General features: G+C 67.4%; 16 protein-coding genes and 1 tRNA gene. 6 read left to right on the top strand and 11 right to left on the bottom strand.

The features are described 5' to 3' along the window. Positions 1-372 carry a nuclear transport factor 2 family protein gene (locus tag AC5Y4H_RS16560; protein WP_499983253.1) on the bottom strand — a complete coding sequence of 124 codons (372 nt, stop codon included), beginning with the start codon at positions 370-372 and terminating at the stop codon, positions 1-3. A 29-nt stretch (positions 373-401) separates the two neighbouring features. Further along, positions 402-1,157 (bottom strand): maleylpyruvate isomerase family mycothiol-dependent enzyme, encoded by a 756-nt coding sequence (locus AC5Y4H_RS16555; RefSeq protein WP_499983252.1) that lies wholly within the window; start codon positions 1,155-1,157, stop codon positions 402-404. A gap of 113 nt (positions 1,158-1,270) precedes the next feature. Between AC5Y4H_RS16555 and AC5Y4H_RS16550 the strand changes: the two genes are divergently transcribed. The 3 genes from AC5Y4H_RS16550 to AC5Y4H_RS16540 are packed head-to-tail and all read left to right on the top strand — an operon-like array spanning position 1,271 to position 5,725. Continuing rightward, positions 1,271-2,266, top strand: a complete 996-nt coding sequence (locus AC5Y4H_RS16550) for a hypothetical protein (protein ID WP_499983251.1) — start codon at positions 1,271-1,273, stop codon at positions 2,264-2,266. Continuing rightward, complete coding sequence (locus AC5Y4H_RS16545; RefSeq protein WP_499983250.1) at positions 2,263-4,839, top strand: hypothetical protein; 2,577 nt, start codon at positions 2,263-2,265, stop codon at positions 4,837-4,839. The genes AC5Y4H_RS16550 and AC5Y4H_RS16545 overlap by 4 nt, the downstream gene beginning before the upstream one ends. A gap of 1 nt (position 4,840) precedes the next feature. Continuing rightward, on the top strand, positions 4,841-5,725 hold the full coding sequence (locus AC5Y4H_RS16540; RefSeq protein ID WP_499983249.1) for a hypothetical protein: 885 nt from the start codon (positions 4,841-4,843) through the stop codon (positions 5,723-5,725). On the opposite strand, the gene AC5Y4H_RS16535 is transcribed toward AC5Y4H_RS16540, so the two are convergent. From AC5Y4H_RS16535 to AC5Y4H_RS16505, 7 genes are all read right to left on the bottom strand, one after another. Next, positions 5,722-7,047, bottom strand: coding sequence for a UDP-glucose dehydrogenase family protein (locus AC5Y4H_RS16535; protein WP_499983248.1), 1,326 nt, complete (start codon positions 7,045-7,047; stop codon positions 5,722-5,724). The genes AC5Y4H_RS16540 and AC5Y4H_RS16535 overlap by 4 nt on opposite strands. Positions 7,048-7,142: 95 nt before the next feature. Further along, on the bottom strand, positions 7,143-8,609 hold the full coding sequence (locus tag AC5Y4H_RS16530; RefSeq protein WP_499983247.1) for a DUF7159 family protein: 1,467 nt from the start codon (positions 8,607-8,609) through the stop codon (positions 7,143-7,145). Positions 8,610-8,763: 154 nt separating this feature from the next. After that, positions 8,764-9,882 (bottom strand): DUF7159 family protein, encoded by a 1,119-nt coding sequence (locus tag AC5Y4H_RS16525; protein WP_499983246.1) that lies wholly within the window; start codon positions 9,880-9,882, stop codon positions 8,764-8,766. 179 nt (positions 9,883-10,061) lie between these two features. After that, entirely contained in the window at positions 10,062-11,492 is a 1,431-nt protein-coding gene (locus AC5Y4H_RS16520) for a DUF7159 family protein (protein WP_499983245.1), read from the bottom strand. A gap of 235 nt (positions 11,493-11,727) precedes the next feature. Continuing rightward, the gene (locus AC5Y4H_RS16515; protein WP_499983271.1) at positions 11,728-13,680 is read right to left on the bottom strand and encodes a DUF7159 family protein; all 1,953 of its coding nucleotides are present in this window, start codon (positions 13,678-13,680) and stop codon (positions 11,728-11,730) included. 131 nt (positions 13,681-13,811) lie between these two features. Next, the gene (gene dcd / locus AC5Y4H_RS16510; protein ID WP_499983244.1) at positions 13,812-14,384 is read right to left on the bottom strand and encodes a dCTP deaminase; all 573 of its coding nucleotides are present in this window, start codon (positions 14,382-14,384) and stop codon (positions 13,812-13,814) included. A gap of 30 nt (positions 14,385-14,414) precedes the next feature. Next, positions 14,415-15,050, bottom strand: coding sequence for a VldE C-terminal domain-containing protein (locus tag AC5Y4H_RS16505; RefSeq protein ID WP_499983243.1), 636 nt, complete (start codon positions 15,048-15,050; stop codon positions 14,415-14,417). Positions 15,051-15,219: 169 nt separating this feature from the next. On the opposite strand from AC5Y4H_RS16505, the gene AC5Y4H_RS16500 reads away from it, so the two are divergent. Both AC5Y4H_RS16500 and AC5Y4H_RS16495 read left to right on the top strand, forming a co-directional pair. After that, a tRNA-Gly gene (locus AC5Y4H_RS16500) sits at positions 15,220-15,293 on the top strand. Between the two features lie 316 nt (positions 15,294-15,609). Continuing rightward, positions 15,610-16,446, top strand: coding sequence for a carotenoid biosynthesis protein (locus tag AC5Y4H_RS16495; protein ID WP_499983270.1), 837 nt, complete (start codon positions 15,610-15,612; stop codon positions 16,444-16,446). 384 nt (positions 16,447-16,830) lie between these two features. On the opposite strand, the gene mtnA is transcribed toward AC5Y4H_RS16495, so the two are convergent. Together mtnA and AC5Y4H_RS16485 are read right to left on the bottom strand one after the other, a co-directional pair. After that, a complete protein-coding gene (gene mtnA, locus AC5Y4H_RS16490) occupies positions 16,831-17,811 on the bottom strand; it encodes an S-methyl-5-thioribose-1-phosphate isomerase (RefSeq protein ID WP_499983242.1) in 981 nt (326 codons plus the stop codon). Positions 17,812-17,820: 9 nt separating this feature from the next. After that, entirely contained in the window at positions 17,821-19,638 is a 1,818-nt protein-coding gene (locus AC5Y4H_RS16485) for an FAD-dependent oxidoreductase (RefSeq protein ID WP_499983241.1), read from the bottom strand. 219 nt (positions 19,639-19,857) lie between these two features. Here AC5Y4H_RS16485 and AC5Y4H_RS16480 point away from each other — a divergent pair, with 219 nt between their 5' ends. Beyond that, positions 19,858-21,201, top strand: a complete 1,344-nt coding sequence (locus AC5Y4H_RS16480; protein WP_499983240.1) for a lipase family protein — start codon at positions 19,858-19,860, stop codon at positions 21,199-21,201. Positions 21,202-21,208 lie beyond the last annotated feature (7 nt).

Raw genomic sequence — 21,208 nt, 5'->3', positions numbered from 1 at the left:
CTATTCGACGGCGTCGGACTCGGTGAGTTCGGTCGCCGCCAGGGCCGACGCCAAGCTGTCGTGCCGGAAGACCGAGGTGACATGGTCACGGACCACGCGGAACGCCAGCGCGTTGGTGGCCGCCCCCGGACCGTCAGGGCTGCCCGGTTTTTGTTCGGCGACGACGACGCCGTCGTGCACGTACATCTGGCCGAGCTGCGCGCTCGACCGGTGCGAGGCGGCCCAGTTGCGCAGCGCCTGGTGGCCCTGCGCGGCTCCGTGCGCGTCGCCGATCTCGATGTCGTCGCTGGACAGGGACTCCAGGGTGGCCAGGTCAGAAGAGTTGAGGGCGTCGTGCCATGCCAGAACGGTGGCGATCTCCGATGTGGTCATGATGTGCAAGTTACCGTGCGTTCCCTGGGCTAGAGAGGCGTACGGGCCAACCAGCGCTCCCACACGGCGTCGTCACCGAACAGCTCGATGCCCGTCTCGGCCAGCGGCCGGCGGCGCAGTATCGCCAGCAGCAACTCGGTCGCGCAACCGCGCAGCGCGGCGCTGCCCTTGCCGTGCTGGTGCGACCAGGCGATCCGGCCCTGCTCGACGGCGATCGTCCACTCGCCGTCCTCGCCCAGCCCGGCATCGGTGGCGTGCAGATGCAGGGTGTCGCCCTCCTCGAGCGGAAGCGGCGTCCCCTCGCCACCCGCCTGAATCGCCACCCTCTCCAACCATTCGGTGATCCCGTCGGCGGCCACTGGTGGCTCCAGGGTGAAATCGCTGCCCAGCGCGATCGCCGCGTCGGCGCGGTGCGCCGCGACCTCATGCAACCGGCGCCGCACCCACCAGTTCGCCGGGCGCTCCCCGAGGAACGTCCAGACCGGCGTTTGGACCCCGGTCAGCTCGACGGCGTCGATCAGCCGCTGAGCACCGCCGTGCAGCCAGGCGATCGCGCCGGCCGGATCGGGTGGCGGCTTGCCGCCCTCCACCGTGCGGGGATCGAGGTAGCTGTCGAGTCGCTCGCGCACGATCTGCGCCGCCCAGCGATCGCCGCGGCCGACGTGACGAAATAGTTGTCGCAGGGTCCAGCCCGGGCAGGTGGGTACGGGCGTGGACTCATCGACGTCCTGAAAAAGGTCTGCGAAAGCCCGATTCTCGTCGAGGAATGCGCCGGCGAAGTCCACGCCGGTCACGCTACCCGCATGCGTGCGCCCCAGTGCATCGCCGCCGTGACTTGAGCCGATTGGGCCGACAGTGCAGTCTTACTAACCAAGTGCGGGACGGGAGGAGTGCCGGGGTGGATCGCCGAGAGCTGGCCGCCGATTGGGAGAGTGGCATCGCCCCGGCGGTCGGCGGGCTGCAGGACAACGCCGCAGCACGGGGCCTGCAGCTGGACTATTCGATCGAGTCGCTGCGGGCTGTGGAGTCCGTGACACGAACCCTGTTCGACGAGCCGGAGCACGTGTTGCACGCCGAGGAACGGCCGGTAGTTCAGGCGTTGACGGCCTATGTCGGGCTTTCTCTGATACATCTCACCGGCGGGCGCTGGGAGTGGGACGACGAACCGGGCTTTGCGCAGCGGGCCCATCCGGCGCTGACCGACGCCTCACTCGCCGAATCCGTCGCCAGCCAAAACTGGGCCTGGCCCGATGCCGAACACGCCGCGGTAGGAATCCCGATCGCGGTCCCGGGTGACGGGCTGGGACTCGAACCTGTCTCGCCGTTGCATCTGTTGCTGGCCACGGTCGCGGACCGACCGGGAAATGACAGCGGGCCGTTGGCGCGCATCTACTCCACCTGGCAAGCCAAAGCCACCACCCCGCCGAAGCGCGGGGTGGTCGGCATCGACATCTTTGACACGCCAACTGCCTCAACGGAATTAGATGCCTGGCTGACCGCACGCCGGCAAGAGTTCGCCGGGTGGGCCAGCCGCTACCCCGAAACTTGGGATTACAGTCCCGAAAGCATCGACGCCCTGACCGAGCTGACTTTCAAGCTCACTCCCACCACCGACGAATTCAACGATCCGGCCAATGCGGACTTCGTCGAGGGCGCCTCCTGGTACCTGGGCGAGGTGCTGCTCCGCACCGTGCCGGCACGTTGGGTGCATCGGCCCCACATGGCGGCACGCGACGGCGCCCCGGCGGTGGCGGGCTATCAAGTGCAGAGAAACGACGACTCCGACACAGCGTCGCCGTTCCGGTTACTGCGACTCAGCATTGCGACGAAAGAACATGAGGCGCGCGGACTCCTTGATGAGTGGGTCAGCTACACCACGGGTGGCCAATCGTGACGGTGTGGTTCCGGGGACTCGTTGTCCTGCTACTGGTTGTCTGCTTCGGCTTGCACGGCGTGCCCATGGCCCGCGCGAATTACGGCGGCTACGGGGATTGCGATCCCGGAGTTCCGATGCCCGGCTATGACGCTACACAGCTGGCTCCACCTGACGAAATACATACCTATAATTACGATCCGCTGAGCCCGGACGTGCGTAACGCGCAAGAACCGAGCCCAGATCAGCTGGACCGGATCAGTGTCGCCAATGCGGTCAGGGGAAACGCAGACACCCTCAAGGGGATGCAGGCTCGCTGGAAAATTTATGTGAATGGCGGCGGCGCCAAGCCTTGGGAAAGGTGGAAATCCAACTACATCACCGTCATTCAGAACCGACGGATCGGCCCGGCCTTTGAGAAGTTCCTCTTCGACGGCTGGAAGCTGGGCGAATTGCCGCCCGAAGCCGGCTGGCAGACCAATAAACAGCTCCCCAAGAACATCCTGCCCCGCGGCCCCGTCTTCGACATCTTCAACATCGCCGACAGTGTGCCGGTCTCGAAATGGCTGATGATCGAAGCCAAGTCCGGCACCACACTGGGCGCGCACGCCCGCAACCAATTCATCGACCACGTCAAGAGAATGGGGCAGCTTGGGTCGTCGCTGATGATCATGTTCGGGGGCAGACCCACCGATCCGACGCAGAAGTGGATGAAGCAAACGATCGATGATTTGCGGGCCGCCGGCGTCAAGATGCCGCCCGCACTGTGCGCCCGCTACGTACCCGCCAAGCCGCAAGAGAGAACGGATCCGGGTTCCGCGGCGGGCAATTCGGCTCCGCGACCATCGCCGGATCCCGTCCTGGATGAATCGGCAGACTCGCCCGAGGACCAAGCACTCCAGGACCAGATAGCAAGTGCACTCGAGGCGGAGGACAACCCGGCCGGGGAGCCGGTCCCCGCGCAGGCACCGATAAACGCGCCGATTCCAGCGGGCGCAAATCCAGCACCGGCTCCCGCGCCGCAAGCACCTGTGCCCGCACAGCAAGCACCGGCCCCCGCACCGGCTCCCGCGCCGCAAGCCCCCGCCCCCGCCCCCGCACAGCCCCCGGTGCTACCGGCACCACAAGCGCCCGCACCACCACGACTGCCCGCACCGGCCCTGCCGGCACCACAACTACCCGCAGCGCCCGCGCCACCACGACTGCCCGCGCCGGCGCTACCGGCACCACCGCGCCTGCCCGCTCCGGCCGCACCCGCACCACCGCGCCTGCCCGCACCAGCCCTGCCGGCGCCACAACTACCCGCAGCGCCCGTACCACCACGGCTCCCCGCGCCTGCGCTTCCCGCTCCCGCGGTGCCCGCTCCCGCACTTCCCGCTCCCTCGGCGGGCGTACCGGTCTCGGCATCGCCCGGCCCCTTCGGCGGCATCGACTTCACCTCGCTGGAGATGCGTTACGTCACCGACTCGGTCAACGGCAAACCGGCGATGCAGTACGCGTTCAGCGCGAACACCCTGCCGGCAACGGAGGCCTCCTACGGCGGGCGGCGCAACGCGAAGATGGCGATGGACGCCTTCTATGTCTGGTTGGCGCTGCCACCGCAGAATTTCTGGGTGAACCTCAAACCCACCGAACCCGAGCGCATCATCGAGGCGGCGTTCGGCCGGACGGAAGCCGGTGAAGTGTTGCTCGAGGCAGACCTGGAAATGAAGCTGGTGTCGGCCCGACTGCAGAAGACCGACACGGGACTCGGTCGTCGTTTCGTCGACGCCATGCAGGGCAACAAATGCTATCTGGGTAGGCGGTTATGGATCGTGCCGCAACCGGCCGAAGTCCACGAAGACGGCGACCAGCTCTACATTCTCGACACGCCCCTCACGGTGAAGATCGGGACCGATCAAAGCGATGTCACTCCGGGCACAGACCTGTGCCAGGACCAAGATCCGGCGGTCACGGACCACAACGGTCAGCTCTACCAGCAGATGATCATGCCTGCGCTCATCGACGCGGTGAATCACAATCCGGACTTCGCCGATCTGCGCCGGGTGTACACCAGCCGGGTGGCGGCCGAGTGGTATCGAAAGCGCAACGCCAACAAGCCAACCCAATACGCGAAGCTCATCGACTCCGGGAACATCGACGACCTGACCGTCGCATGGGATCCGCACGCGGTGTGGGAGCGGTACCTGGATTCCACCAAGCACCCCGAGCCCACCTTCAGCTGGACCGACACCAAGGGCACGACGTGGACACGGTCTTGGGGCGGAGTCGATTTCAGTAAGGTGGAAACCCACGACATCGGCGCGCCGGAGTTCACCCAGAAGTACGACTCGGTGGCAAAGACAGCGGGGCCCTCGATCATCGGCCCACTGGTACAGGACAACGCGAAGCAGGTGTGGTTGGGCAACGTCGTCAGCTCGGTACCGTTGGACCAGATCTGGCCGTCAACGCTGAGTCCGTGGGTGCCGTTCGTGGCTCCGGCAACGGCGCCGTCAAAGCCGTTGTTCTACTTGGTGATTCTGCCCGCGGTGGCCTGGCTGGGCGGCGGCGGGTATCTCCTCTGGCGTCGACGACGAGCGACTGGGGTGCGCTGACATGGCCGGCCCGGAACGTCCAGACCACAACGCCGCATCAGGCCCATTCGGCGGCGATCCGTTCGGCAACGCCCCATCCGACCCGTTCGGCGCCGATCCCTTCGCCGGCCCCGGCTCCGATCCGTTCGGTCAGAGCGAAGCCACCGCGTGGCTTCAACAACAAGCCCGCAGCGCGCCACCGCCCCCGGCGGCTGCGCGTCGCGCACGTCCGCCGTCGCAGGCACTCCCGCCACCACCGGCAGCGCCGAGGCGGTCAGGCCCGGCGCCGCAGCGTCTGGCCACTGACGCGGCGCAGCTGCCGGACACCGTCGCGTTCGCCAGTTGGTTGTTCGCCGGGATAGGCGCGGTCATGCTGACAATGGCCATCGCGGTCGCGATGGCCATCCCCGAATTCGACTGGTACTACCGCAGCGACACCTGGCTTGCGGTGTCAGCGGCGACGGCCGGCGTGCTGCTCGGTGCGGCGATCATCTGGCAGGCGATCCGAATCGTCAAGCATCGGCGCCTCGCTCGGCCGGTCGCGGTCATCGGATGCGTCCTGACGTTGTCGCTGGCCGCATTCGGGCTCATCGTCGGGCCCGGCAGTGCGGTTGCCTGGTTCACTCACCTGACCCAGGCGGGCGCCATCACGGCGGCCGTCACCGCTGTTGCCACCGGCGTACTGCTATTCCTACCCGCATCCAACGCATACCTGCAGCGGGACGCCCACAAGCCGCCTCCCCCTCCGACTTTCGCCGAAATCGTGAACGCGGCGCAGAATGCACCGACCGCCACAGCGCCGCCGCAGCGTCCGCCGGCGTACAACCCGCCCCCCGCGCCGCAACACCCATCGGCAGGCAACCCGGCGCCCGCACCGCGGCCCGCCGACTTCGACCCGTTCTCCTAGGGCCGGGGCGCGCCCAGCCGGTATACCCGCCACCCCGCCCGCTGCCAGCGGGCGGCGTCCAGGCAGTTGCGGCCGTCCACGATCACGCGTGCCCGCACCCGGTCGGCCAGGTCGTTAGGGTCCATGTCGACAAACTGGCGCCACTCGGTGAGAACCAGCACCGCATCCGCGCGCTCGCAAGCCTCTTCGACCGAGACGGCGTAGTTCAGCGTCGGGAACAGCCGCTGCGCGTTGTCGAGGGCCTTGGGGTCATAGACGTTCACGGCCGCTCCGTTGAGCTGCAACTGGCCCGCGACGTTCAGCGCGGGCGAGTCACGCACATCGTCGGATTCGGGCTTGAACGCCGCGCCGAGCACCGCGATGTTGGCACCAAGCAGCGAGCCACCGCAAGCCGCGCTAGCCAGTTCCACCATCCTGGTGCGGCGGCGCATGTTGATGCTGTCCACCTCGCGCAGGAATGTCAGCGCTTGATCGGCGCCCAGCTCGCCGGCGCGTGCCATGAACGCACGGATGTCCTTGGGCAGGCACCCGCCGCCGAAACCCAAACCGGCATTGAGGAATTGACGTCCGATCCGGGGATCGTAGCCCAGCGCATCCGCCAGCAGGCTGACGTCGGCGCCGGCGGCCTCGCATACCTCGGAAATGGCATTGATGAACGAAATCTTGGTCGCCAGAAAGGCATTGGCGGAAACCTTGACCAGCTCCGCGGTCTGTAAATCCGTCACCAGGAACGGCACGCCGGCCTCGAGCATCGGCCCGTACAGCTCCCTGACGGCGGCCTCGGCGCGCGTCGAATCCCGGTTGACACCCAGCACAATCCGGTCCGGATTCAGGGTGTCTTGCACCGCGTAGCCTTCGCGCAAAAACTCTGGATTCCAGGCGATTTCGACATCGATACCATCCGGCGTCAGCGCTGCCGCGCGCTGGTTCAACTCGGCCGCGGTGCCGACCGGAACCGTTGACTTGCCAACCAGTACCGCCGAAGTCGTCAGCCGCGGCACCAGCGCATCGATGACCGCATAGACATGACGTAGGTCGGCACCGTACTCGCCCTTCTTCTGCGGTGTGCCCACCCCGAGGAAGTGCACGTCAGCGAAGCCGGCCGCCATGTCGTAGTCGGTGGAAAAGCGCAGCCGGCCCGCTGCCAGGTTCTCCCTCAACAGCTTTCGCAGGCCGGGCTCGTAGAAGGGAATGTCACCACCGGCGAGCTTGGCCACCTTGCCGGGATCGATATCGATCCCGAGCACGTCGTGGCCCAGTGCCGCCATCCCGACCGCGTGGGTGGCTCCGAGGTAACCCGTGCCGAACACGGTGCATCGCATACGTCCGGTGTAGGTGGCCCCGATGAGCTAACTGCATCGCAGGGTTGAGCGGCAGGCAAACGCCAGATGACAGGTGGCAGGCAGCAGGGTCCAGATCAGAAGTGACCAAACCCGCCGTGGCCGCCGCCGAAGCCACCGTGACCGCCACCGAAGCCCGGGATTCCGGGGAAGCCGCCACCGCCGTGCGGCCCTTCGCCGCCGCCGTGCGGCCCTTCACCGCCGCCGTGGCCGCCACCACCCGGGGGTCCACCGAAGCCCGGACCACCCAGGCCCGGTATCGGCAGTGGGATGGGCACCGGGATCGGCGCCACCGCGGGCGGCGGGGGTGGCGGAGCCGCCGGCGCTGGCGCGGGGGCCTCCGGCACCGGAATGGGCGCCGGCGCCGCCGGCGCTGGGGCGGGAGCCTCGGGCGCCGGAGCGGGAGCCGGAGCCGCCGGTGCCGGAGCGGGAGCCGGAGCCGCCTCGGGGGCGGGAGCCGGGGCCTGGGGAGCAGGCGCCGGTGCCGCGGGAGCCGGAGCCGGCCGGGTGGGCGCCACGACGACGTTCTGGTTCGGGCTCGGCCGCACGTTGGCCGTCGGCCGGATGGCGATCGCCAACGACACGACCAGTGCCACCACGCCGATGACGAAGATTCCCGCCACGGCGGACCCCACCATTTTGAACGACCTGCGCTCGGGGTAGTCCGCACCCACCAGTGCCGTCGCGGCGGTCTGCGAGCCGGTGAAGAATTCGTCCGGCTCGTCGGGGACCGCGCTGTACGCGAGTCCCTCGGCGCCGACCTCGCCCGGGGTTTCGAAGTAGCCCGGCGCAATGGCGAGCGGGTTGATCGCACCGGTGCCGGGATCCTGCGCGTAGGCCAGCGCCGCGGTCGACGACGAGAAAAGCGGAGCATGGGCCGACGCGAGGGCCGCGCCGCGTGCCAGCGCGGTGTCGGGCTCCTCGGGCGCGGTCAGCGGCAAAGTGGTCGCCGCCTCGAGCGCGGGCTTGATCAGCGGGATGTCGATCCCGGAGCCGACGACGAACACCGCATCCGGGCGCGTCTCCAGGTTCTCCGCGTTGGACACCATCGCGGCCAGCTGGGCGACCGCCGCCTCGTCGTCCTCGGGCAACACCTGCCGCGACACGTTGGCGATGGATCCGTCGGCGCTATTGACGACGGCCAGCGTCGCGGTGTCGGGCTCGATGTAAAGCAGCGCCGTCTGCGCGTAGTTGGTCTGATGGCCCACCGCCTGGGCCAGCGCCGCCGCGGCCAGGAAGGCCGAGACGAGCATCACATTTTCGACCTTGTGAGCGGCCAGCTTGTCGCGCAGTGCGGCGGCCTCGACTGGATCGGTGAACGTGACCCCGGTCGACGCCAGCTGATAACCGCCTTCTGCTGCGCCCTGGCGCGTTCCCAGGATGGCCGAGACTACCTGGTCCGAGGCGGCTACCGTTGCTGCATCATCGGCCACGGCGACGTCGAAATTGTCTTCATCGACGGTCGCACCGTCGCCGTTTTCCCCCTCGACCAGCACCATCCGGACCGCGGTCGGCGCCATCGACACACCAAGTACGGTGTCCAAAGCTCCTCCAATAGTCGGTTGCTAGCCATTCACGGCGGGGGCGAGTTCGTCGCGCAATGCTGTGGCACGAGACCTCACCGAGATCCCACCGGTATTCCCCTAAAAACTCAATTTTACGCGCGTTCGGCACCCAGGCGGTGGCCCGGGGGCCGGGCTACGGGGACGGAATTTGTGTGCCGAGGTGGCGGTGCAGCCAGTCCTCCCAATGTTGATGGTCACCGGAATGCGGCGAGGGCTGCGGTGACGGCGGGGGCGCTTGGGGCGGTGCCGCGGGAGCATCCGACGGCGGGGGCGGCCCCTGTGGACCGGCGTCGGGGTTCTGCGGGGCGACAACGTTCGTGCCGACGTCGGGTCGCTGGTCTGCGTGCGGCCGGATACCGAAGGCGAGCGCCACTGCCAGCGCCACGATGCCGGCGATGAAGACCATCGTCACGGCGGCGATCGTCAACGCCGACTTGCGGCCGCGCCGCTGGCGCGGCGCAGCGGCGGCAAGCCGGTGGGCGTCGGACTCCGGGTCGTCTTCGGCGCTATAGGCAAGTTCGACCGCAGCGGCCGGGGAGGTCTGCGCGGCAGGCATCGAGACCGTTCGCGGCGCTCCCAATTTCGCGTTCGCCGCGGCCAACGAGGCTCCCCGCGCCAGGGCCATCTCGGGCTCCTCGGGTGTGGTCACCACCAGTGCGGTCGCCGCCTCGAGCGTCGGCTTGATCGACGGGATGTCAACGTCCGAGCCGACCAGGAACACCCCGTCGGGCCGCGCCCGCATCGACTCGGCGCCCGAGACCATCGCGGTCAGCTTCGCCAGCGCCGCGTCGTCACTGTCGGGCAGCGGGTGCCGGTGCAAGTCGGTGACCGTTCCGTCGGAAGTGTCGACGACCGCCAGGGTCGCGCTGGCAGGCTCGACGAGCAGCAGCGCGGTGCGGGCCCAATTGGTTGCGCTGCCCATGGCTTGCGCCAGCGCCGCGGCGGCCATGACCGCCGAGACCAGCATCACGTTCTCAACCTTGCGTGCCGCCAACGCGTCTCGCAGCGCAGCCGCCTTGATGGGGTCGGTCCAGCTCACTCCGCTGGATTTGAGTTGATACCCGCCCTGAGCAGCGCTGTCCCGGGTGCCGAGAATGGCTGCAACGACGTGATTTGCTGCGGCAATGGGCGTTTCGTCGCCGGCGACCGTGAAACCTTCCTGATCGATCGTCACCCCGCCGGCAGCTTCACCTTCGATGAGCACCATGCGGACTGTCTCAGGTGCCATCGACACGCCAAGTACGACGTCCACCGCTCCTCCAAATCATCCAAATTGGTTGCTGCGCCATGCCAGTACAGCTGCGTTGCCACCGCCTTGGGGCCTCGCGATTCGCGAGTCAGCCGGACTTGCTGAAAGCTCCGGCCGCGGCCACACCCTAGTCCGCCACCCTAGCCCGACCGGTCAGACACGCGAGCCAACCGCCGACCGCGCTAGCGACGGCCGAAGCCGTGACCACCACCGAAGCCGTGGCCGCCGAAACCGTGACCCCCGCCGAAACCATGACCGCCGCCGAACGGACCGTGAAAACCGAACGGACCGCGACCGCCGAACGGACCGTGAAAGCCGAACGGTCCATGACCACCCAACGGCCCGCGGCCCCCACCGCCACCTCCCAACCCGGGCACCGGCAGCCGCGGTGCCGGGACAAAAACGGGTGGCGGCAGGACGGGGACGGGCGGGGCCGCGGCCGGCGGCGGCGCGACTGGGTGCGGCGCGGCCAAAGGCCGCGGCGGTGCGATCTTCGGTTGAGCCTGCACGGGTGGCCCCGGATTGGGCGGGGCTGGCGTCGGGGCTGGGGCGACGATGTTCTGATTGGGGCTGGGCCGCAGCGCGACGGTCGGACGGATGCTGATGGCCAGCGCGATTTCCAGCGCCACCACCGCGGCGATGAAAATCACCGCCAGCGAGCTGCTGACGAGTAACAAAGACTTGCGCCGGCGCGCGCGTTCATCGAGGGCGATCAGCGTTTTCGCGTCGGCGTCATCGTCGGGCACGGCGCTGTAGGCGACGTTGGTCTTGCCCTTGTCGGCGTCAGCGGCCAGGGTCGCGATGTGGCTGCGGTATTCGGGCTGATAGCCGGGCAGCAGGCCGGGATGCTGTCCGGCGAGCGCGAGCGGGTCGACCTCGCCGGTGCCCGGATCAAGTGCGTACGCCAGCGCGGCTGTCGATGACGCGAACAGCGGTGCATTCGCCGAAGCCAGCGCGGCGCCTCGCGCCAGAGCCATCTCCGGCTCGTCGGGCACGGACAACTCGAGCGAGGTCGCGGCCTCCAAAACCGGCTTGATCAAAGGGATGTCGACCCCGGAACCGACGAGAACCAGCCCCTCCGGGTGGGTTTCGAGCGTCTCGGCGCTGGAGACCATGTCGACGAGTTCGGCTACCGCTTGGTCCTCGTCGTCCGCGAGTGTCCTGCGCCGCACCTCCGAGACCGAGCCGTCAGCGGTGTCGACCACGGCCAGGGTTGCGCTGTAGGGCTCCACGAAGAGCAGCGCGGTGCGCTCGTAGTTGGTGGCGTCACCGACCGCCTGCGTCAGCGCGGCCGCGGCCATGAAGGCCGAGACCAGCATGACGTTTTCGACCTTGTGCGAAATTAGCGCGTCGCGCAGCATCGCCGCTTCGACGTGATCGGTCCACGTCACACCCGTCGAGAGCAGTTGATAGCCGCCGTCGGCGGCACCCTCCCGGGTGCCGAGGATGGCCGAGATGACTTCGTTGGGCGCGGTGCCGGGCAGGGCGGTGCGCTGGGTGTCGACGTCGAAGTCGTCCTCGTCGACGGTGACCCCGTCGGCGCTCTCGCCTTCGACGAGCACCATGCGCACCTTCGTCGGCGTCATCGAGACGCCAAGGACGATGCCCACCACCGCTTACGCTCCTCCTGCCCGATTTGCTGTGTGCTCCATCGGCAACACCACTATTCATCGATCACCAGAAATCTCGTGCCGATAGCAGAGCCGGGCCGCAAGCCCGTATATGTTGCTGGGCTGATGAAATTCTGGCGGGTGAGGCGGCATCTTTTGGCCAGCCTCAATACCCCGACCCTACTCGCGTGACCTCGGCCGGGAGCGCCGATTGCTGTGGGTTGGTTGGCAATCCGGACTAGTGGTGGCCGCCGCCACCGCCGCCGAAGCCGCCACCGCCACCGCTGTGGCCACCGCCGAAGCCACCGCCACCACCGAAGCCGCCACCGCTGTGGCCACCGCCAAAGCCGCCACCGCCACCGCCGAATCCGCCAAGACCACCGCCGCCGCCAGGAGCGGGCGCGTGACCGCCACCCAACCCGGGGAAGCCGCCAAAGCCACCCCCGCCGGGAGCCGGCGCGTGACCACCACCGAACCCGGGGAAGCCGCCGCCGGGGGCCGGCGCGTGATCACCGCCGAGGCCGGGAAATCCACCGCCGCCTGGGCCACCTGCGGGCGGCGTGGGAACGTGCCCGCCACCGAGGCCGCCTGGGCCACCTGCGGGCGGCGTGGGAACGTGGCCGCCACCGAGGCCGCCAGGGCCGCTACCGGGTGCCGGAACATGCCCGCCGCCCAAACCGCCCGGGCCACCGGATCCCGGCGTAGGAACGTGCCCGCCACCCAAACCGCCCGGACCGTTCTCACCCGGCGTCGGATTGTGGCCGCCTCCGTAGTTACCGGGGCCGTTGGGTTTGGGCGGGGTGCCTTCGCCCGGGGGCGTCTGATGCGGCGGTGACTGCGGAATGGTCACCTGTGGGGGTTGGGGAACGTGCACCGGCGGCTGGGGCTGCACCGGCTGCGGGATGGACAGGCGCGGAGCCTCCAGCATCGGCGGGCTCTCGACGGGATTGGGAAGCGGGATGCGGACGGGCACCGGAACCGGCACCGGGGGAACCACGACGGGAACCGGGGCAGCCGGGGCCGCGGGCAGCGGAGGCGCCGCCGGTGGTGGAACCGCGGGCAGCGGCGCGGCGGCCGGCGGACTCAACGGCTGGGGCGCGGCCGCCGGGGCGGGCGGGTTGATCTTCGCCAGGGGTTCGGACGCCTGCACCGGCGCAGGGGCCGGTGCCTGCTCGGGGACGATCAGGTGCTGACCCGGTGTGGGCTGCAAGGCAACGGTTCCTGTCGTGCGGATGCCGATCGCCAGCGCGATCTCGAGCGCCAGCACCGCACTGATCCCCACCACCGCCAGACCGCTGCCGACCAGCAGGGCCGGCCGTCGCTTCGGCTGGCTCGCTTCGGGAGCGAAAAGCTTCTCGATGACGACCGTCGGTGATTCGGCGTCGTCGTCCCCCACCGCGCTGTAGGCGAGCTCCTCGTCGCCGGGTTCCTGGCCGAACGGGACATAGAAATATTCGGGGAGGGAGTATTGGTCGACGGCCCCCGTGCCGGGGTCTTGCGCGTAGGCCAGCGCGGCGGTCGAGGAGGCGAACAGCGGCGCGTTCGCCGACGCCAACGCAGCCCCGCGGGCCAGCGCGGTTTCCGGATCTTCGGCCACACTCACGTCGAGGAACGTCGTCGCCTGCAACACCGGCCTCAGTGGAGTGACGTCGACGCCCGCGCCGACCAGGAACAGGCCGCCCGGCAGGAGTTCCAGCTTCTCCATCCCGGCGACCATCGCGCCGAGCTGCTCGCCGGCATCGCCGTAGGATTCGGCGTTGATCTGTTGTTTGTAGACATCCGGGATGGAGCCGTCGGAGGTCTCGACGACCGCCAGGGTCGCGGTGTCGGGCTCCACCAGTAGTACTGCGGTGCGCTCGTAACCCATTGCGGAGCCGACGTTTTGCGCCAGCGCCGCGGCGGCCAAAAAGGCCGAAACCAGCATCACGTTGTCGATCCGGTGCGCGGTCAGCGCGTCGCGCAGCGCCGCCGCTTCGAGTTGATCCGTCCATGTCACGCCGATGGACGACAGCTCCAGGCCGGCATCGACCGCACCCTCGCGGGTGCCCAGGATGGCGGAGATCACTTGATCGGGCCCGGTCGTCGCGGCCGCATCCTCGACGTCGGTGACGTCGAACGTGTCCTCTTCAACCGTGACGCCGTCGGCGTATTCGCCTTCCAGGACGACCATTTGGATCGATGACGGTGCCATCGACACCCCGAGAACGATATCCAATACAAACCCCTCCAAAGGTATTGCACGATGAACCATGGCCAGGCGGAGGAAAAAACCACGGCTAACTAAGTATCGCGCACATGCGGAGCGTGAGAGCCCCGTAGAACCTATGTAGTCCTTATGAAGTTCTGATAGGAGCGCGACGGGGTAGGCCCTCGCTGGCCCTGATACTTCGAACCTACTTGCGTACTGCCGTAAGGATGTTCGGCCGGACTGGTCAACCGCAGAATGCACAGCTGACCGATCTTCATGCCCGGCCACAGGGTGATCGGCAGGTTGGCGACGTTGGACAGCTCCAACGTGATGTGGCCACTAAAGCCGGGGTCGATGAACCCCGCGGTCGAGTGCGTCAGCAGACCGAGACGACCCAGCGACGACTTACCCTCCAGCCGACCGGCAAGGTCGTCGGGCAAGGTGATGAGTTCCAGCGTCGAGCCGAGCACGAACTCGCCGGGATGCAGCACGAAGGGCTCCCCGGCGGCGGGTTCGACCAAGGTGGTCAGCTCATCCTGCTGCTTGGCCGGGTCGATGTGGGTGTAGCGGGTGTTGTTGAACACCCGAAACATGGTGTCCAGCCGCACGTCGATGCTGGACGGCTGCACCAGGCTGCCTTCGAACGGGTCGATGCCCAACCGCCCGGCGGTGATTTCGGCCCTGAGATCGCGATCGGAGAGCAGCACGCGACGAGCCTAGCTTCTCCCCGATTGCGTTCAGCGGAGATAGACCTCGCTGCCGTTGGGATATCCGCCGCCGGTCGTCGTGACGTGCACGTGGTCGTAGTGGCCCAGCCGGCTCGCCTGGGCTCCGTTGGGCGTGTAGTAGACGCCCCGCCAGATCGCGTCCTGGATGCCGAACCGGTTGGCGTTCTGCAGCACGTAGGCGACGATCGCATTGCCCAGCGCGATGCCCTCGTCGGACCCCGGGTTGGGAATCATCACGTCGACCGCCAGGCCGAGCGGGTGCCAGGGCAACGGATCCGGGCGCACTCCCCCCATTTCGTGGATCTGCGGGAAGTCCGCGGTGATGCTGCGCGCGACCAGGATCGTCCGCACTTGCATGCCCCGTTCCGGGGCGACGTCGGCCGTCAGGAAACGGGCCCGGGTGTGATACCGCGACGCCGCGGTGGGCTCGCCGTCCGCGACTCCTTTAATGAGCCGATGCGACGCCGCGGTCACGATTTGAACGCAGCACGGAGCGGTGTCGCTGATAACGGGTTTGGCCTCGGTGCGGGGCGCCGAAGGGTGGACGTCCGCGGACACCGCGAAGAAGGCCGCCACGGGGGCGAGCACCGCTGCCAGGGCCACCGACGGGTTGCGCCGCTTCCTGGCTAATTCGTGTCGACCCATCCCGTGCACATTACGGTGCAATAACGAAATAATAAATATGAGTAAGTGAATTTGTGAAAGGAATAACTTTTGTGCTGCGCGACGGCGGACGGCGGCCGCGGCGCCCCGGTCGATGAGCCGTCCTGACCTCTACGGTCGCCGCCGGGTGCTAGCCTTCCTTGGCGACAGTGCCGATGTAGTTCAATGGCAGAACATCAGCTTCCCAAGCTGAATACGCGGGTTCGATTCCCGTCATCGGCTCCACGTCTAGCTGGGCAGATCACTATGCGGCGTATGCGCCGCCACCGCTCGGTCCGGTAACGGTCCCCTTAGCTCGGGAATGACATACCGCGGGCATCGGCGCCTTGCCTCATGCAGCCGGGAATAGCAGAGATCTGCGCCACCGGGCGATAACGTAAGCCAAAAGAATCGGCGTGCGTGGCGCGTCGAACAGCATGGCTGAGGGTGCGCAAACATGACCAGTGAAGAGGCCACACAGCGGGTGGCAACCGATGCGCTGACGCGACCGCCTGGCCAAACGGAGGCACGGTGGCAGATTCTCAGGACATCGTGTTGGGTCTTGCTCGTCCTCACGCTGCTCGCCGCGGTGGTCATGGCGGTTCGTCCGTCGCTGGCTGCGCAAGCCGGGGCCGCCCAAATGGGCTTCCTCATTCTGTTTGTCGTCGTCCATGCCTGGCTGGGCTACTCCGCACGAGGCATGGCCGCATTCGTCGCCATCGCCGGCGTTGTTGCGTTCGCGTTGGAGGCAATCGGTGTCGCGACCGGATTCCCATTCGGCTCCTACACCCATCACCTGCCCGGTCCGAAACCCCTGGGCGTTCCCCCGGTCGCCGTCGTCAGCTGGATCATGTTCGGCTGGCTGGCCTGGGCGCTGGCCCGAGTGATCATGCGACCCGCTCCCGATGCGGCTGTTGGTGGCGCCGAACGCTTTACGACGCCCATCGTGGCGACATTCATCCTTGGGGGTTATGACCTGGTAAACGACCCCATCGGGGCGACGGCGCACGACTGGTACTCCTATCACCACCCGACCGGCGCGCTGGGAGTCCCGCTGACCAACTTTCTCGGCTGGCTGCTGACGGGCTGGCTGATCTTTCAGCTCGTCGCGCTCGTCGAGGTGCGATTCCCCGGAGGCCCCGCCACCCGAACCCGCACGTACTGGCTGCTGCCGTGCCTGTTCTGGCTTTCCACCGCCACCCAGGTCTTCACCAGCCTGATCCATCCGGCCGACGGCGTCGCGGTCCGCGGCGGCAAAACCATCCAGATTGCCGACGTGTACGAATCAGGGGCATCGGCAGCGTTATTCACCATTCTTCTCACTGGGATCATGGCGCTGGTCCGCCTCTACAGTCGTCAGCCGTCGAAGATCCTTCGTTTTTCCACAGACGAGGCTTGATCGGCGCGCCGTGGGGCCGCAAACCGGCCTGACCCACAAGCGGCACAACATTTCCGGTGTAGGTCGGGTTCGGCGCGGCTAGTGCGCCCAACGCGCCATCCTGCCGGCGTGGTCGTCGGTGTTGATTGGGCGTAGACGGTAAGCGTCGTCTTCACGTCCCGGTGGCCCATAAGCTGCGCGAGGTCGATGGCCCGGATGCCACCAGTGCCGTGGAGCTGCCGGTGCCCCGCGCACATGGCTACGGACCAGCTAGGTCGATGAGCGGCACTCCCTAATCGGTCGCCGGGGCGGGTTGGGTCGCGGTTATCGCTCTTCGAGTCGCCGAACGGCTCGGTTTGACGGGCGGCGCCGATCGAGGTGGACCCGTCCCGTGCGTCATACCCCTTAACGCTGGCAATCCAGGGGCCGAAAGCGGCCGTGCTCGGTGACGACAGCGGTGATGAGCTCGGCCGGCGTCACGTCGAAGGCCGGGTTGAAAACATCGGCGTCCGCCGGGGTGATTGTGGTGCCGCCGAACGTCCTGAGTTCGTCGGGCGCACGTTCCTCGATTGCGATCTCGGCGCCGGTGGCGAGCGACGTGTCGACCGTGGACGACGGCGCGACCACGACGAGCGGCACATTGTGATGATGCGCGGCGATGGCCAGGCCGTAGGTGCCGATCTTGTTGGCGACGTCGCCATTGGCCGCGATCCGATCGGCGCCGACGAGCACGCAGTCGACGAGACCGCGTGCCATCGCCGCCGCGGCGGCGCCGTCCGGCTGCACCCGGTAGGGCACGCCGGCCTGCGCCAACTCCCACGCGGTGAGCCGGGCCCCCTGCAACAGTGGACGTGTCTCGTCCACCAGCACCGACTCGACCAGTCCGCGCTCGTGCAGGTGCCAGACGACGCCGAGCGCGCTGCCCCACGCCACGGTCGCAAGGTGACCGGCGTTGCAGTGGCTGAGCAGCCGCAGCGGTCGGCGAACGCATGATGCGAGAACGATGTCGGCGGCATGGCCCGATGCGGCGCGATTGAGGCGTTCGTCCTCGTCGAGGATTTCCAGCGCTTCGGCGAGCACAACGTCGGGGCCACCGTCCAGCTTTTCGAGCGCGCGTGCCACCCCCCAGCTGAGATTGACGGCGGTCGGTCGAGCCCTGGCGATTCGTTCGGCCGAGGCGTGGACGTCGCCGCCTTCGCGGGCCGCCAGCACAACCCCAAGCGCGCCCGCCGCACCGAGCGCCGGGGCGCCGCGCACGGCGAGGCGGCGGATCGCGTCGATGAGCTCGTCGACGCTGTGCAGGCTGAGCACGCGGTATTCGCCCGGCAGCGCGGTCTGGTCGATGATGGTGATCGCGCCGCCGTCCCAGTCGATGGTCCTGCGCACGAGCCGACCCTAGCTCTGGTGGTGCACCTGCGGTAAGCCGTATACCGGCGTAGGGATTCCTTCGCAGCGGGCCTTCAGCTGCAGGGCAAGGAATAGCGAGTAATGCCGCGATTGGTGCAGGTTGCCGCCGTGGAACCACAGATTCTGCTGCTGGGTCGGCTTCCACATATTGCGCAGCTCGCCTTCCCAGGGCCCCGGGTCTTGCGTGGTGCCCGAGCCGAGACCCCACACCTTGCCGACTGTGTCGGCCACGTCTTGGCCGATGAGGTCCGCCACAAAACTGTTCATCGATCGAAAGCCGGTGGCGTACACAACCAGATCGGCGGGCAGTTCCGTACCGTCGTCCAGAATCACCGACTCTCCGGTCAGCCGCTCGACTGCGCCGTGACATAGCTTGATGCTGCCGTCGCAGATCAGATCGGAGGCACCCACATCAATGTAGAAGCCGCCGCCGCGTCGTAGGTACTTCATGAACTGGCCGGAATCGTCGTCACCGAAGTCCAGCCTGAAGCCCGCACTTTCCAATCGTTCGTATAAGTCCTTGTCCCGCAATCGCATTGCGTCCGAGATCGGTTTCTGGAAGTCCGCAATGATTCGGTACGGCAGCGATGCGACCGTAAGGTCGGCCTTCTCGGTGCTGATACCGGCGGCCGCCGCCTGCTCGGAGTACAGGGCACCGAGCGCGATTTCCAACACCGCCGCCGACGTGACGACGAGGGTGGACGCCCGCTGCACCATCGTGACGTCAACCCCGTTCTCGTACAGTGCCTTACAGATGTCATGGGCGGACGTACCGGAGCCGATCACGACGGCGCGTTTACCGACATAGCGGTCCGGCCCGGGGTGCTGGCTCGAATGATGCTGCTCTCCGCGAAAATCGTTCTGGCCGGGCAATTCCGGCACGTTGGGCTTGCCCGCCATTCCTGTCGCGAGCACCAGGTGGGTAGGCCGTAGGGTGAGCCGTTCGCCGTCGCGGTCGACCTCGACCATCCACTGCTTCCCTTGGGCATCGAACGACGCCGACAGGCACGTTGTCGAGGTCCAGTACGAGATCTCCATCACCCGGGCGTAGAACTCCAGCCAGTCGGCGATCTTGTCCTTCGGCGAGAACACCGGCCAGTTCGCCGGGAACGGCAAGTACGGAAAGTGGTCGTACCACACCGGATCATGAAGGCACAGCGTCTTGTACCGCTCGCGCCAATTGTCGCCGGGGCGGGCGTGCTTGTCGATCACGATGGCCGGCACCCCCAGCTGGCGCAGCCGGGCACCCAACGCGATTCCGCCTTGGCCGCCGCCAACGACCAGGACGTAGGGTTGCCGCGAATAGCCCAGCGATGCCTCCTGTTCCGCCCGTTTCTCCGCCCAGGACCGGGTGTCCGGATCGCGGCCATGCACGGCGCCGAGTATGCGGCGAGAACCAGCCGGCTCCTCGTACCCCTTCAGCTCATCCAGTGCGGTCAGCAGTGTCCAACCGAGATCGCCCTTGAGCCGCAGATGGCCGACAGCACGGCCGACCGACGTTTCGAATTCGATGAACGCCGACGCCACGCCATCTCCATCGTCGGCCGGCGTCTCCCGGATGCGAAATCCCGACGGGTCGGTGTCGACGAGTCGTGCCCGCAACATGTCGGCAATGCCATCGCGGCCCTCGACCGTCTTGATGTTCCACGTGAACGCCACCAGATCACGCCAGATACTGTCCGGGACGAACTTGGCCACCACGCGGTCGATTTCCCGCGCCGCCAGGGCCGACTCGAAGTCGCTCAGCCACGACTGAACGCGGGCTTCTGGTGACTGCGTGATCGCCGCATCCGACCGTTGAGTCATGTTGGGCACGCTACACACTCCAGGCGTCTACCAGGCGTTTCTTCTCACCGGTTCCGCCTGCGAAAGCCCGTCACCGGCTACAAGCGGGTACGCGCCCGGGTGAAGTTCGCGGTGGCTCCGCATGAACACGGGGTTGAAAACCGGTACCGCGGGTAATGCATAGCCCGGGGCGCGTCGGCTCGCGCCCGTTTGCCGTACGCCGAGGGGGTAGCCGCAAGAATGGATGGTCAGTCCACCACACCGGTCAAAGCCGCACGCCCGCCTCACGACGAGTTGCGTCGCGGCGAACGTCCGATTTCACCCGACGACGACCCCTTCTACCGGGCGCCACTGGGATACGAACACACAGACCCCGGGACGGTGTTGCGCTCGCGCGACGTGGAGATCGGGTTTCTGGGTCTGATCAGCCAACGTGTGAAAGCCACCCAGTTGCTGTACCGCACCACGAATCTGCACGAACAACCGGAAGTCGCCGTGACGACCGTGTTCGTCCCGGCGCAGCGCGAGTCAGACGTTGCCTATCCGGTGCTCTCTTACCAATGCGCGATCGACGCCGTGGCGTCGCGCTGTTTTCCCTCATTTGCCATGCGCCGCGGGGCGGGACCGATCGGGGCGTTCGTCCAAGCCGAGTACTTGTTGGTGACCGCCGCGCTGGCCGAAGGCTGGGCTGTGTGCGTACCGGATCACGAAGGTTGCCATGGCATGTGGGGTTCTCCGGTTGAGCCCGGCTACCGGATTCTGGACGGGCTGCGGGCGGCGATGCGGTGCGAGCGCTTGGAATTGTCGCCGGCTGCACCGGTCGGTCTGTGGGGATATTCAGGCGGAGGGCTGGCGTCGGCATGGGCGGCCGAACTGTGTGAGCAATATGCACCGGAGCTCAAAGTCGTTGGTGCCGTTCTCGGTTCGCCCGTTGGCGACCCGGGCAGTGTGGCGCGCCGCCTCAACGGCAGCTTCTTCGCCGGCCTCGCCGCGCTGATGGTCTCCGCACTGACGCAAGTCTTTCCCGGCGCGCAGAAAGTCGTCGACGAGCACGCGACCGACGAGGGCAAGGCGTTGCTCGACGAGTTGCAGACAATGACGACGGCCGAGGCTGTATGGCGCTTCCGCAAGGTCGACATCGGGTCCTACATCGACATGACCGCCGACGAGTTGTGGGACCTACCCGAAGTGCGCCACATCTTCGACGAGACCAAGCTCGGCAAGTCCACGCCCAAGCCTTCCGTGCTGGTCATACAGGCGGTGCACGACGGAATCATCAGCGTGGACGACATCGACGCACTGGTGGACGAGTACGAACGCATCGGTGCGTCGGTCACCTATCACCGCGACCGATTCTGTGGTCATCTGCTGTTGCATCCACTGTCGGCGCCCATGACGCTGAGGTGGCTGCGCGATCGATTCACCGACCGGCCCGTCGACGAACACAAGACTCGCACGGTGTGGCCGACGTTGTTCAACCCGTCGACGTACTTGGGCATGGCCAAGTTGGGCGTCATCACGGCGAAGGTGGTCCTCGGGCGCTCCGTCGAACGCCAACCGCTGTCGGCGACGGATGCCCGGTAGCCCTCAG

The sequence above is a fragment of the Mycobacterium sp. NGS58 genome (assembly GCF_059812385.1).
The sequence above is the reverse complement of the archived record's forward strand: the minus strand, read 5'-3'. Positions and strand labels throughout refer to the sequence as shown.

Excerpts from the sequence above, each read along its gene's own strand:
- AC5Y4H_RS16560 (WP_499983253.1), bottom strand. The coding sequence starts at position 372 with ATGACCACATCGGAGATCGCCACCGTTCTGGCATGGCACGACGCCCTC.
- AC5Y4H_RS16540 (WP_499983249.1), top strand. The coding sequence starts at position 4,841 with ATGGCCGGCCCGGAACGTCCAGACCACAACGCCGCATCAGGCCCATTC.
- AC5Y4H_RS16535 (WP_499983248.1), bottom strand. The coding sequence starts at position 7,047 with ATGCGATGCACCGTGTTCGGCACGGGTTACCTCGGAGCCACCCACGCG.
- AC5Y4H_RS16515 (WP_499983271.1), bottom strand. The coding sequence starts at position 13,680 with ATGGCACCGTCATCGATCCAAATGGTCGTCCTGGAAGGCGAATACGCC.
- AC5Y4H_RS16505 (WP_499983243.1), bottom strand. The coding sequence starts at position 15,050 with ATGGGTCGACACGAATTAGCCAGGAAGCGGCGCAACCCGTCGGTGGCC.
- AC5Y4H_RS16485 (WP_499983241.1), bottom strand. The coding sequence starts at position 19,638 with ATGACTCAACGGTCGGATGCGGCGATCACGCAGTCACCAGAAGCCCGC.
- AC5Y4H_RS16480 (WP_499983240.1), top strand. The coding sequence starts at position 19,858 with ATGGATGGTCAGTCCACCACACCGGTCAAAGCCGCACGCCCGCCTCAC.